Annotated in this window: 16 protein-coding genes; 13 read left to right on the top strand and 3 right to left on the bottom strand. The window is 37.8% G+C overall.

From position 1 onward, the window contains the following. The 7 genes from WBM70_RS04040 (at position 1) to WBM70_RS04010 (ending at position 6,584) form a co-directional block, all read left to right on the top strand. Positions 1 to 489: a hypothetical protein gene (locus WBM70_RS04040; RefSeq protein ID WP_424557224.1), complete on the top strand. Its 489-nt coding sequence runs from the start codon at positions 1 to 3 to the stop codon at positions 487 to 489. Between the two features lie 42 nt (positions 490 to 531). Next, positions 532 to 1,596, top strand: a complete 1,065-nt coding sequence (locus WBM70_RS04035; RefSeq protein ID WP_424557223.1) for a quinone-dependent dihydroorotate dehydrogenase — start codon at positions 532 to 534, stop codon at positions 1,594 to 1,596. Next, positions 1,593 to 2,918, top strand: coding sequence for a M16 family metallopeptidase (locus WBM70_RS04030; RefSeq protein WP_424557222.1), 1,326 nt, complete (start codon positions 1,593 to 1,595; stop codon positions 2,916 to 2,918). The genes WBM70_RS04035 and WBM70_RS04030 overlap by 4 nt, the downstream gene beginning before the upstream one ends. Before the next feature lie 10 nt (positions 2,919 to 2,928). Further along, positions 2,929 to 3,822, top strand: a complete 894-nt coding sequence (gene dapA, locus WBM70_RS04025; protein ID WP_424557221.1) for a 4-hydroxy-tetrahydrodipicolinate synthase — start codon at positions 2,929 to 2,931, stop codon at positions 3,820 to 3,822. A gap of 1 nt (position 3,823) precedes the next feature. Next, complete coding sequence (locus WBM70_RS04020) at positions 3,824 to 4,603, top strand: enoyl-ACP reductase (protein WP_424557220.1); 780 nt, start codon at positions 3,824 to 3,826, stop codon at positions 4,601 to 4,603. A gap of 185 nt (positions 4,604 to 4,788) precedes the next feature. Beyond that, positions 4,789 to 5,340: a CDP-diacylglycerol--glycerol-3-phosphate 3-phosphatidyltransferase gene (gene pgsA, locus WBM70_RS04015; protein WP_424557219.1), complete on the top strand. Its 552-nt coding sequence runs from the start codon at positions 4,789 to 4,791 to the stop codon at positions 5,338 to 5,340. A gap of 95 nt (positions 5,341 to 5,435) precedes the next feature. Further along, positions 5,436 to 6,584 (top strand): hypothetical protein, encoded by a 1,149-nt coding sequence (locus WBM70_RS04010; protein ID WP_424557218.1) that lies wholly within the window; start codon positions 5,436 to 5,438, stop codon positions 6,582 to 6,584. A 94-nt stretch (positions 6,585 to 6,678) separates the two neighbouring features. Here WBM70_RS04010 and WBM70_RS04005 read toward each other — a convergent pair whose 3' ends face one another. Continuing rightward, on the bottom strand, positions 6,679 to 7,866 hold the full coding sequence (locus WBM70_RS04005; RefSeq protein ID WP_424557217.1) for a hypothetical protein: 1,188 nt from the start codon (positions 7,864 to 7,866) through the stop codon (positions 6,679 to 6,681). 120 nt (positions 7,867 to 7,986) lie between these two features. On the opposite strand from WBM70_RS04005, the gene rseP reads away from it, so the two are divergent. From rseP to WBM70_RS03975, 6 genes are all read left to right on the top strand, one after another. Further along, complete coding sequence (gene rseP, locus WBM70_RS04000; protein WP_424557216.1) at positions 7,987 to 9,045, top strand: RIP metalloprotease RseP; 1,059 nt, start codon at positions 7,987 to 7,989, stop codon at positions 9,043 to 9,045. Between the two features lies 1 nt (position 9,046). After that, on the top strand, positions 9,047 to 9,733 hold the full coding sequence (locus WBM70_RS03995; RefSeq protein WP_424557215.1) for a YggS family pyridoxal phosphate-dependent enzyme: 687 nt from the start codon (positions 9,047 to 9,049) through the stop codon (positions 9,731 to 9,733). Positions 9,734 to 9,863: 130 nt separating this feature from the next. Next, the gene (locus tag WBM70_RS03990; protein WP_424557214.1) at positions 9,864 to 10,505 is read left to right on the top strand and encodes a hypothetical protein; all 642 of its coding nucleotides are present in this window, start codon (positions 9,864 to 9,866) and stop codon (positions 10,503 to 10,505) included. After that, a complete protein-coding gene (locus WBM70_RS03985) occupies positions 10,495 to 11,016 on the top strand; it encodes an ankyrin repeat domain-containing protein (protein ID WP_424557213.1) in 522 nt (173 codons plus the stop codon). Before WBM70_RS03990 ends, WBM70_RS03985 begins: the two co-directional genes overlap by 11 nt. Before the next feature lie 51 nt (positions 11,017 to 11,067). Beyond that, entirely contained in the window at positions 11,068 to 11,526 is a 459-nt protein-coding gene (gene sodN / locus WBM70_RS03980) for a superoxide dismutase, Ni (RefSeq protein ID WP_424557212.1), read from the top strand. Continuing rightward, the gene (locus WBM70_RS03975; RefSeq protein WP_424557211.1) at positions 11,526 to 11,804 is read left to right on the top strand and encodes a S24/S26 family peptidase; all 279 of its coding nucleotides are present in this window, start codon (positions 11,526 to 11,528) and stop codon (positions 11,802 to 11,804) included. The genes sodN and WBM70_RS03975 overlap by 1 nt, the downstream gene beginning before the upstream one ends. A gap of 2 nt (positions 11,805 to 11,806) precedes the next feature. On the opposite strand, the gene WBM70_RS03970 is transcribed toward WBM70_RS03975, so the two are convergent. Both WBM70_RS03970 and WBM70_RS03965 read right to left on the bottom strand, forming a co-directional pair. Then, positions 11,807 to 12,229, bottom strand: a complete 423-nt coding sequence (locus tag WBM70_RS03970) for a Fur family transcriptional regulator (protein ID WP_424557210.1) — start codon at positions 12,227 to 12,229, stop codon at positions 11,807 to 11,809. An 85-nt stretch (positions 12,230 to 12,314) separates the two neighbouring features. Beyond that, complete coding sequence (locus tag WBM70_RS03965) at positions 12,315 to 12,911, bottom strand: peroxiredoxin (RefSeq protein WP_424557209.1); 597 nt, start codon at positions 12,909 to 12,911, stop codon at positions 12,315 to 12,317. Positions 12,912 to 12,929 lie beyond the last annotated feature (18 nt).

Genomic DNA, 12,929 nt, shown 5'->3' with positions numbered 1-12,929 from the left:
ATGCGAAAATTCATTGTTCTACTTTCTTTGCTTTTTACAACACTCTTTGCACAACAGGATGCTGAACAGTTTCATTTTGTTGGATTAACCGTCTCTACTGATTCCATGGATTTTGAATCTATATCAAACCCATCAAGTCAGGATGAAACTGCTTTTGGTATACGCTATGGTAGACAAACCCTTGACTGGCGTACCGTCTTTACACTCTCAGGCAATGGCGATCTTCAGACGTTTGCTTTGGAAGTGGATAAAATACTGGTTGATGCGTTATTTGGCATGCCGGAGATCAGACCTTATCTGGGTGCTTCGGTTGGATATCTTCATTATGAAGAGGATGATGGGTATTACTATGGAGGAAATTTCGGATTCCTACTCTATGCAACAGATACGATAGATGTAGACCTTGCGTACCACTACTATAAAGTAGATAAACTTGAACCAATGGATACCATACAAGGCGCAAACCTCTCTATACACTATTTTTATTGATTATTTTGATATAATAAGCTCACTATAAATATGGAGTCTCTTTTGTCACTTTTTTCTTACCAAAATCTCAAAAAAATACTTTTTAAACTTGATCCTGAAACGGCACACAGTGTTGCCGGCCTTGGACTAAGAACCATTGCTCACTGTCCTACGCTTTTGCGTTTCGTTAAAAACCAGAACTTTGTGACTCATCCTATGCTTCAACAGAAGATTTTCGGACGTGCGTTTCAAAATCCAGTAGGCTTAGGTGCAGGTTTTGACAAAAATGGTCAGTACATTACAGCGATGCCAACCATGGGTTTTGGATTTACAGAGATAGGTACTGTGACACCAAAACCACAAGATGGAAATGCTAAACCAAGACTTTTTAGACTCATAGAGGACAACTCCATACAAAATGCGATGGGATTTAACAATAAGGGCAGCCACTACATGCTGCAACGCCTTAAAAAACTCTACTTTTTTGACTACCCTATGGGGATCAATATTGGTAAAAACAAACTTACATCTGAAGATGATGCACTGGGTGACTATGAAACACTTTTTAAAGCATTTAAGGATTATGGTGATTATATAGTCATTAACATCTCTTCGCCTAACACACCAGGACTGAGAGATCTACAAAATGAAGCATTCATTAATGCCATCTTTAAAATGGCTAAAGAGATCACCTCTCAGCCTGTATTGCTTAAGATCGCTCCGGATATGGAACCTAAAGATGCTATTGTACTTTGTAAGACAGCTGTAGAAGCCGGTGCTGCAGGGATTATTGCCACTAATACCACTATAGACTACTCTTTGACAGACCATGCAAAAGACTTCGGTGGCATATCAGGGGCATTACTTACAGAGAAATCGTACCAACTCTTTAAAGCCATAGGTAAAGAACTCTATGGTAAAACCTTGCTCATCTCCGTTGGGGGTATTGACTCTCCAGAAGAAGCCTATCGACGTATCAAAGCTGGTGCATCTTTGGTACAGGTTTACAGTATGCTTGTCTACAGAGGTCCTGCTCTGATCAAAGAGATCAATGAAGGTTTAATTAAACTCTTACAAAAAGATGGATATAAACATATTAGCGAAGCTATTGGAGCAGATTACAAATGAGACTAAAACGCCTCACATTACTTATATCACTATTTATCGGACTTATGATCACAACAGGAGTATCAATGGCCAATTCATTGCCACAACATTTTACAAAAACATTAGACAACGGCATGCAGGTCGTTGTCATCCCCATGGATAACGATTCAGGTGTCATCACTACAGATATCTACTACAAAGTAGGAAGCAGAAACGAAGTACTAGGTAAGAGTGGTATGGCACACATGCTTGAGCATCTTGCCTTTAAGTCAACGGATAAACTCAAAGAGGGTGAATTCGACACTATAGTAAAAAGCCGTGGTGGTGTGAACAATGCTGCTACGGGCTTTGACAAAACACACTACTACATAAAAACAGCTAGCAAGAACTTGGGACTTAGTCTTGATCTCTTTTCTGAACTTATGCACAACCTGAAATTGACAGATGAGGAGTTTCAAAAAGAGCGTGATGTTGTTGCAGAAGAGAGACGCCTGAGAACAGATAACAACCCAATGGGCTACCTCTACTTCAGGGTTTTCAATACACACTTTACCTACCATCCTTACCACTGGCTTCCTATAGGTTTCATGGAAGATATTCTTTCATGGAAAATAGAAGATATCAGAGACTTTTATCAACGTTATTATCAACCAAGCAATGCGATTTTAGTGGTTGCGGGGGACATCACACCTAAAGAGGTTTTTGCAGAATCAGAAAAATATTTTGGACATATTAAAAATAAACGTGAAATTCCAAAGGTTACTGCTGTTGAACCTAAAGTAGATGGTGCTAAAAGAGCTGTGCTTTATAAAGAGAGCAATCAAGTAGACACACTAGCTATCACCTATGCCATTCCTAACTATGAGCATGATGATCAGGTAGTACTTTCTGCTATCAGCCATATACTCAGTTCTGGAAAAAGTTCACGTTTTGAGAAAAAAATTGTCAATGAAAAACAATTGGCAAATCAGGTCTATGGGTACAATATGGAGCTTGCAGACCCTGGTGTTTTCCTCATTATGGCTATGTGCTCACCTCAAGCATCTTTAGATACCTTAGAAAAAGAGATACTTTCTGAACTTGAAAAAATCAAACATGGTGATGTCACACAAGCGGAACTGGATAAAGTCAAGATCAACACTAAAGCCGAATTTATCTACTCTTTAGAGAGTTCAAGTTCAGTTGCAGGACTCTATGGTGATTATATTGTCAAAGGAAATATACAGCCTTTACTTGAATATGAAGAGAAATTAGATAAAATTACACTCAAAGATATTAGCGATACTGCTAAAAAATATTTTGATCACAATTTTTCAACAACTGTAATCTTGAAAAAAAACTAGGATAATAAACATGAGTAACTATATTACTGGCGCGACCACTGCATTGATCACGCCATTTAAAAATGGTACATTGGATGAGGCAACCTATGCGAATCTTATCAAAAGACAAATTGCACATGGTATCGATGCTGTATGCCCTGTAGGTACTACAGGTGAAAGTGCTACACTGAGTCATGATGAGCATAAAAGATGTATTGAGATAGCTGTTGAAGTATGTAAAGGTACGGAGACTAAAGTCCTTGCGGGTGCAGGAAGCAATGCTACGCATGAAGCTATTGACATCGCAAAACATGCAGAAGAGTGTGGTGTTGATGCCATATTCTCTGTCAGTCCTTACTACAACAAACCAAGTCAGGAAGGACTTTACCAACACTACAAAGCTATCGCTTCTGCAGTCAAAGTGCCTTTTATGCTTTACAACGTACCAGGACGTACAGGTGTAGATATCTTACCTGATACAGTAAAAAGACTCTATGATGACGTAGAGAATATTATGGGTATCAAAGAAGCAACAGGATCTATAGAAAGAACCGTTGAACTCTTAGCCAAAGTACCTGAGCTCTATGTATTCTCTGGTGATGATGCGATCGACTTTCCCATTTTAGCCAGTGGAGGAAAAGGGATTACTTCAGTCACTGCCAATCTTTTACCAGATATGAAAGCAGAGCTCACTCATGCAGCACTTAAAGGTGACTTTTTCATCGGTAAAGCGATTAATGATGACCTTTTTGAGATCAATAAAGCGCTTTTCTGTGAAAGCAATCCTATTCCTATCAAAGCGGCGATGTACATCGCCGGTCTTATCGATACACTGGAATATAGATTACCACTTGTACCCCCAAGTGCAGAAAATATGAAAAAGATCGAAGAAGTAATGAAAAAATATAAAATAGTAGGAGCGTAATATGTCAGATATGAAAGGTAAGACACTTGTGATCACAGGTGCAACTAAAGGTATCGGTAAAGCTGTAGCAGAGAAATTCGCACAGAATGGCGTGAATATCGCATTTACTTACAACTCCAACAAAGAGTCTTCAGATCTAATTGCAGCAGACCTGGAAAGTAAGTATGGTGTAAAAGCAAGAGCCTACCCGCTGAACATATTAGAACTTGATGAGTTCAAGCCTTTATTTGAAGCGATCGACCAGGACTTTGACAGAGTAGACTTCTTTGTCTCTAACGCTATGATCTACGGTCGTCCTGTAGTAGGCGGATATGGTAAATTTATGAAACTCAGACCTGCAAAAGGGCTAACAAATATCTATACTGCAACAGTAGGTGCTTTTGTACGTGGTTCACAAGAAGCAGCTGTACGTATGGAAAAAGTTGGTGGTGGCGCGATCGTAACACTCTCTTCAACAGGTAACCTGATCTACATTGAAAACTATGCAGGTCATGGTACGAACAAAGCAGCAGTTGAAGCTATGAGCCGTTATGCTGCTGTTGAACTTGGAGAGATGGGTATTAGAGTAAATGCTGTATCTGGTGGACCTATCGACACAGATGCATTAAAAGCATTTACAAACTATGAAGAGGTCAAGGCTGAAACGATCAAACGTTCAGCTGTAAACAGAATGGGAAGCCCAGATGACCTTGCTGGCTCTGTATATTTCCTATGTACAGATGAAGCATCATGGATCACAGGACAAACTTTAGTTGTTGATGGTGGTACTACATTCCGTTAAGATAGCATATTCAATGTTTTATCTGTAACTTAACTGTAATCAATATAGTAAGCAGTTAATCACTATAAAAAGTTTATGTCGCTTGCGTTTTTTTCTTTTTTGGTTACTTTTTTCTCTTTTGTCGCTGTACAATAAAGAAAAAAGTGACAAAGAAATTTAACTTCTTAATAAAACCAGGAAAAGCAATGAATAAAGCACAAATATTTAACATCCCAAATATCTTAGCATTCATCCGTCTTCTCCTAGCTCCAGTAATGTTCCTCTTCCTAGTCAATCAGGATGCATCCATTTTTGAAGGTATACACAAATCATGGCTCAACTACTTCGCAGCCTTTATCTTTGTAGTAGCTTCAGCTACAGATTTCTTTGATGGCTATATAGCACGTACCTTTAACCAGATCACTACATTGGGGAAAATTCTTGACCCTTTAGCAGATAAAATGCTTACACTCGCAGGTTTCCTAGGACTAATGATGCTTGGTACCGCTTCACCATGGGCTATCTTTCTTATACTTACTAGAGAACTCTTTATCACAGGGTTAAGGGTTTCAGCAGTAAGTCAAGGCCTTGACATTGCAGCTTCATGGATGGGTAAAGTGAAAACTGTCGCACAAATGATAGCTATAGGTTTCCTACTCATGGAATGGCCTGGTGGGACATTACTCCTATGGATAGCCGTTGCACTTACACTCTACTCTGGCTATGAATACGTTAGAGACTTCTTTAAAAATACCTAAAACAATCAATTGATTAAAAATTAAGCAACCATTCGTTTACTATTCATTAATTTATATGTTATAATACAATCGTAATTAAAACATAAGGAAAACAAATGAAGTTTACAAAATTAAGTTTAATAGCAACTTTAGCTATTAATTCGGCATTCGCAGGTGGAGATATTGCTCCAGTAGAACCAGTTGTTGAAGCACCAGTTGTTGAAGCAGCAGCGTGTAACAGTAACACAACGATCAATGGTAAAGCGGTACTTTACTCTTTTACAACAGATGGTTATGGTGATTTAGATTGGTATAATGGAGATAGCAGTGCATTAGGTGCAGCTGTTACTTTAGATGTATCACACAAAATTACAGATAACGTAACTGCTAATGTTACAGCTGTTGGTTTCACTAACCTTACAAATTCCTATAGCAATCCAGATGTTTGGAACATGTTCGAAGGTGAAGAGACAGCTGCTTTCCTAAACGTTGCTAACATCACTGCAACATATTTTGATACAAATTTTATTCTTGGTCGTCAGCTTCTTGACACGCCAATGGTTAAAAGTTTTGATTGGTTATTAGCTCCAGGTGCATTTGAAGCGTATACAGTAGTAAATAACTCTATCTCTAACCTTACTTTAGTTGGTTCATACATTGAAGCATATAGACAGAACGGTTCAGGTACAGACTTTGCTGATCTTGATGGTGACACATGGACAGTAGGTGCTTCATACAGTAATGCATTTGATGCAAGTGTTTGGTACTACAACAATGATAACTATGGTTATACTCAATTCTATGGTGATGCAGGTTATAAATTCGGTCCTGTAAGTCTTGCTGCACAATATGTAGATACAGACTGGGATATGATGGATAGTTCTACAGCATATGGTGTTAAAGCAGAAACAACATTAGCTGGATTTAACCTAGCAGCAGCATATGTAGGTGTTGAAGATGAAGTAGTAGGATTTGTTGATTGGGATGGTCTTTACACAAGTATGTGGATGACTCCTGCTTCTATCTCTGTTGGTGATTCTTGGATGGTTTCTGCAGGAACTGAATTCAGTGGACTTTCAGTATCAGCTGCTTATGCATACTATGAATATGAGAATGAGACTGAAGAGGGATCTGAGTTTGACCTTATCTTAGGATACGGAGTTACTGACTGTATCTCTCTAGATGCTGTCTATACTATGACTGATTATGGTTCAGGTGATGGTGATGAGCAAGTTATGGAGCTTATCGCAACTTACAAATTTTAATCCAAAATTGTAATCTCCTAAAAACCCGTTTTGAATACGCCACTCTCTTCGGAGAGTGTACGGGTCCTTTTTTCCTATAACTTAAAACTACCTATTAATAAAATCTTTCAAGTACTTTATCAATCTGATCTTTTGTGTTCTGTAAAAGCAGTATACTTTTAGAAGAAAGTTTTCCTTCTTCTGACATAGGTGTATCCATAAAATCTCTTATCGTACGTATAAGTAGTTTTGTGTCACGTATCTCTGCATAGGATTTATCATGATACTCCGTACTCTTTTCTTTTTCACCTTCTATGTATAAAATACGCTGAAGTTTTCCTTTTTGTTCATTCAAAAGAACTTCGTATGTCTTGATTGTCTCTATTGCATCTTTAATGTGTGCATCTACTTTATCCATCTCTTGTTTGCAGTTGGCTTTTTGTTCCGTGTAAAGTTCTGCTTCAACGAACTGTTTCACGGCAAAGTGAAGATTGCTTCTTGATTTCAGACTTACGCGTAGCTTATATATAAGGATCATGATCAAAAGTGTGATCGAACCTAATACACCTGCACCTATAGTAACATTCTCCTGAATACCAATGATCGTACTGAACCATGCCAAAATACTTTGCGTTACATCTTCTGAAGGAATTTTTGTAACATTCAGGGTCATCTCTAATTTTTCTGTTGCCAGATAAACCATTCCAATGGCTGTAGCAACCCCTCCAAATAACGCATATAGAAAGCCTGTAAACTTACCGCTTGAAATGTCTTTTAGGACAATGGGTTTCAACTCTTCTTTGGTTTCAAAAACAACTCTCTTTGTATCTTCTTCTGCTTGATCATGTTCTGACTGATAACCTAACTTTTTTACTAAAGAAACACAGGCATCAAACCCACCTTCTTTAAGTTGTACATTTGCATCCTCATACTCTTTCAAGTCTGATTCAAGTAAAAGCCTGCATGATTGTGTCCGTTCGTTGGACTCTCGAACGATCTTTTTTGCTTTTTCTACAAGATGAAGTGCTTTTGCATGTTTTTTTATTTTCGCAGGTAGAGGTGCCTCCTCCTCAGAGGCTTCAACATCTTCTGTAATATTCTCTTCTGTAACATTCTTTTCTGTTTGACCCAATATCTCTTCTGAATCCTCTACTTCTATACTCTCTTTTTGAACCTCTTCAATCGTATCTTCTACGATCTCAAAAGCTTCATTTTCTATCTCTTCAATCATTTCATCTATTAACTCAGACGTTTCATCTTCAACATTTCGAATCACTTTTTCTACAGTACTATTTTCTTTCATTTTTTTTATCCTTATATTCTTATTTTAGCAAAATTTTTGATTATATATTTAATATAGATCGATTTATCGATTTTTTACAACACTTAGCTATAATTCATAATATTATATTAGAGGAATCTTATGGGCATTATAGTTGCACTTTTAGTCTTATCGGTACTTATCTTTTTTCATGAACTTGGACACTTTACTGCAGCACGATTTTTTGGTGTGCAGGTTGATGTCTTTAGTATAGGCTTTGGGAAAAAACTATACTCTAAAATGATAGGAAAAACGGAGTGGAGCCTTTCAGCCATTCCTCTTGGCGGATATGTCAAAATGAAAGGACAGGATGATTCTGACCCAACAGCCATCTCTTATGATGAAGACTCCTACAATGTAAAAAAGCCATGGCAGCGTATCATCATCTTATTGGCTGGTCCTTTTGCCAATTTTCTACTGGCCTTTCTTCTCTATTTTGCTATTGCGAACATCGGTGTCCCTAAACTGTTACCCTATGTAGGTGAAGTAGGAAAAGACACACCTGCATTTAGTGCGGGATTAACCAAAGAAGACAAGATCATCCAGGTTAATGGCAACAACATTCTCTACTGGGAAAATATTGGTGAGAATATTAACGGCACCAATGGTGACCTTACCATTATCGTAGAGCGTGCGCAACGACTTGTAACACTGCAACTTACGCCAAAGGTCATAGAAGACCAAAATATCTTTGGAGAAAAGATCACCAGACGTATCATTGGGATCAGTCCCTTAGGAGAGCAAACAACTGTCTACTTCGGTTTTTTAGATGGACTTGATTATGCATGGGAAGAGACCAAAAAAGCGTCTCTACTCATCGTGCAGAGTGTACAAAAGTTGATCACTGGTGTTGTAGGTGCGGATAAACTTGGTGGTATCATCACCATTGTAGATGTCACTGCTGAAGCAAGTTCTGCAGGTATACTTGCCCTTTTCTTTTTTACGGCTCTCATTTCCGTGAACTTAGGCGTACTCAACCTCTTGCCTATTCCTGCACTGGATGGAGGACATATCATGTTTAACCTCTATGAGATAGTCACAGGTAAGAGTGCCAGTGAGCAGGCCATGATGTATATGACCATTATAGGTTGGGCCATGTTAATCTCTCTTATGATGCTTGGACTGTATAATGACATCAATAGACTTTTAGGAGGTAATTAATATGGCAATATTAGATAAAGAACACTTAAGATCGAACCTCGATGAAGTGATCTGGAACATAGAACAGGCACGTATAACAGTCAGTGAACATCACATTGTTAAGCTGGTCACAGTGGCAAAGTATACGGAAGTTGAAAATATTGCTACACTCTATGAATTGGGACAAAGAGCCTTTGGAGAGAACCAGGTGCAACAGCTTAGAGAGCGTATGGAAGCACTGGATGCACTTCCGCTTGAGTGGCATATGATAGGTTCGCTTCAAAAAAACAAGATCAATAACCTTATAGATCTTCGTCCTTCTCTTATGCAATCACTTGACAGTATCGAATTGGCAACAGAACTCAACAAAAAACTCTTGGTCAAAGAATCAACAATGAACTGTCTACTTCAGATCAATGCAGCCAATGAAGAGAGCAAGTCAGGGGTAAGCAGTGAAGAAGCTATTGACATCTACCATCAGATTAAAAATACTTGTTCTCAGATCAATCTTAAAGGTGTTATGACCATAGGTGCACACACGGAAGATACAAAACTGATACAACAAAGTTTTGAAACCACACACAGTATCTACGAAAAACTACAAAAGGATGGTGCCACTGTTTGCTCTATGGGAATGAGCAGTGATTATGAATTGGCTATCAAATGTGGCTCAAATCTCATACGCGTTGGTTCTGCGCTATTTAAATAACTTCACAGAGTAAGATGACACTTTCTTACTCTCTTCCTTTTTATTTTCTTCTCACTTAAGTAAAGTTTTATATTTTATAACTATACTAGATTTGTATCTATAAATAAATATTATTTTAAGGAATCAGAAAATGGAATATGGATTACTGATTATTCTCTATTACGGAATACTCCATGCCTTAGGTCCAGACCATCTTTCGGCTATTGCACTTTTCTCTATAGGTAAGAAGAAAAAGGAAACTTTAATGCTCTCCTTTTTATTTGCTTTAGGTCATGGTACGATGCTCTATTTACTGGCACTCTTAGTAGGAGAGTTTGCAAATGAAACCATTTTATCCTATGGGGATGTCATCTCCTCTTCAGTCATTCTTTTGATGGGATGTTATCTTGTCTACCTGGCATTTACAAATAAAATACGTATTGACACCCATGAACACCATGCACATAGTCATACACACATCTATTATCAAGATGCACACTTACATGATAAAGGTATGTTAGTCTCTCTTGGACTGCTTATGGGTGCAGGTGGAATACGCGGTATGCTTGTTACGCTTAGCATTGTCTCACATCAAAATGTCAGTCTTGAAATGGTTTTGGCATTTATTGTGGGTGTGAGTATCGTTTTTTTACTCTTTGGATATGTCATCTATCTCATCAATGAAAACTTGATTCGTTCAGCAAATGCCTTGCGTTATGGCATTATGTCTGTTGGTTTTTTATCTATAGCCATAGCTACATATAATCTTTCAGGAGTCTCTAATGTCATGTAATACACTGCAAGATGCACTTTCATCTGAACTTATTCTTCATGCTAACGATCTCTCAACACTAAAACAGCTACTACTCAATGGTGCTGATATTAATTACCAATCCAATGAAGGGTGGTGTCTTCTTTTTGAACTGATTACTTTAGGTTTAGATCAACATATTGTCGCACTTAAAGAAGAGTCATTTGATATACACATAAAAGATGCCAAAAGTCGTAGTGCCCTCTTTTGGGCCATCTTCCATGAAAAACCAAACATTGTTGAGACACTCCTTACTTTAGGATATGACACCAAGCAGTATGTCACCGACGAGTTACCAGCACTTCATTATGCTGTGTACAAAAACAATACTGCTATTGTTACCACACTTTTGGAACGCAAAATTGATATAGAGTGTAAGGACAAATACCAAAATAGTGCATTAAGTTATGCTTATCTATACGAAAGAGAGGAGATGATAAGATTATTAAAACAACGAGGAGCAAGTAGTGCCAATTTAGATTATCCATCGTAGTCTAAGTTGGCAGTATGCGCCATAAAATCAAATAACATAAAAGGATATAAAATGTTTAACTTAAAAGAAGTAAAAGCACATTGTGATGTGCCTTGTGGAATATACGATCCAAGTGCAGCACAGATCGCAGCACTTTCAGTCATCAGAATGATAGATCTTATGAATGCAGCAGATAAGTCTGATGAACTAGCTTACCACAATGATATGGCAAGATATGTTGCTGTTAAAGAAACTGAGGCTATTAAATGTAAAAATGAGATAGCCATCATCTGGGGTGATTTCATTAAACCTCCACATCTTGCTGTTAATCCAGACATCCATACTGTCGCACACAATATCATGATGTTAGGTGGAGCTGCAAAACAGCATGCTTCACGTGAGAAAGCGATGGAACTTCTGGCAGAAGTAAACAAATTTGCAGAAATTTTCTGGAAGATCAAAGGGGTCGAGACAAAAGTTGCTCAATCACCTTACGCACCAAATGAAGATGTAGTCTACCCTGTACTCTAATGCTTCAACTATATAAAATATCCGGTGACTCTCTTTATCCATTTTATAAAAATGGACAGAGAGTTGTTTGCCGTAAAGTATGGAGTGATACTCCTATTAAGATCAATGATACTGTTGTCTTTGAAAAAGCGAACTATGGATTAATGATAAAAATGGTCAAATCAATAGAAAACTTTGATTATTTTGTAGAAGGGACGAATCCCTATAGTGTAGATAGTCGTGATTTTGGTGCACTTAAACATGATGAGATCAAATATAAAGTGCTATTTAAATTCTAACCTTACGATGCCTCTGCTTCTTGGCAATACGCACATACACCATAAAGATTGATCTGTTGCTTATTTAACGTAAAGTTCTCTTTGTGCGTTATAGAAACAAATAGATCTTCCGTTACAGTATCTTTTGCTTTATCTTCTACCTCTCCACACTCTGTACAAATCAAATGAATATGATCCTCTTTAGAAAGTTCATATTTTGGTTTTTTCCCAGTAATAGGTACTTCAACAAGTACGCCCTTCTCTACCATTAAAATAATATTTTTATAGACTGTTGCAAGAGAAAGAGATGGATGTGTTTTAACGACTTCTTCATAGATGGCATCAATAGACATATGACCATGCACTTCAATACGTTCTAATATATTCATACGTTGAAATGTAGCTTTAAGTTCACTCTCTTTGAGCAGTGTTGCATAATCTGTCATGAATTCTCCTTTGAATATATAGATAAGCTTACGATCATAAACTCATCTATATATTCTCAAGCCTTGGCTTGAGAATATGGTAATCTTAAAGATCGCCTTCGTGCTTAGCAAGATACTCAGCAACACCTGCAGTGTCAGCTTTCATACCTTCATCACCTTTTACCCAACCAGCAGGACATACTTCACCATGCTCGTTTGTAAATAACATAGTATCTACCATTCTGATCATCTCATCAATGTTTCTACCTAGTGGAAGGTCATTGATCACTGCGTGTCTTACTGTACCATCAGCATCGATAAGGAATGAACCTCTAAGTGCTACTGCTTCATCAAGAAGAACATCATAGTCTCTAGCGATTTGCTTAGAAAGGTCTGCAACAAGTGGCATATCAACTCTACCGATACCACCTTCAGCTACTGGAGTTTCTCTCCATGCAAAGTGTGAGAATTGACTATCTACAGATACACCGATAATATTTACGCCTCTTTCTCTAAACTCTGCAGCTCTGTGTGAGAATGCAATGATTTCTGATGGACATACAAATGTAAAGTCTAGTGGATAGAAGAAAAGTACTGCACCTTTTTCACCTAGGTTTTCCATAAGATTAAAGTCGTCTACGATCTGACCATTTGCAAGTACAGCTGTTGCTGTGAAATCTGGAGCTTTTTTAGTTACTAACATGTTATTTCCTTAAAGATA

This window comes from Sulfurovum sp., assembly GCF_049668085.1.
Classification (GTDB): domain Bacteria; phylum Campylobacterota; class Campylobacteria; order Campylobacterales; family Sulfurovaceae; genus Sulfurovum.
The sequence above is the reverse complement of the archived record's forward strand: the minus strand, read 5'-3'. Positions and strand labels throughout refer to the sequence as shown.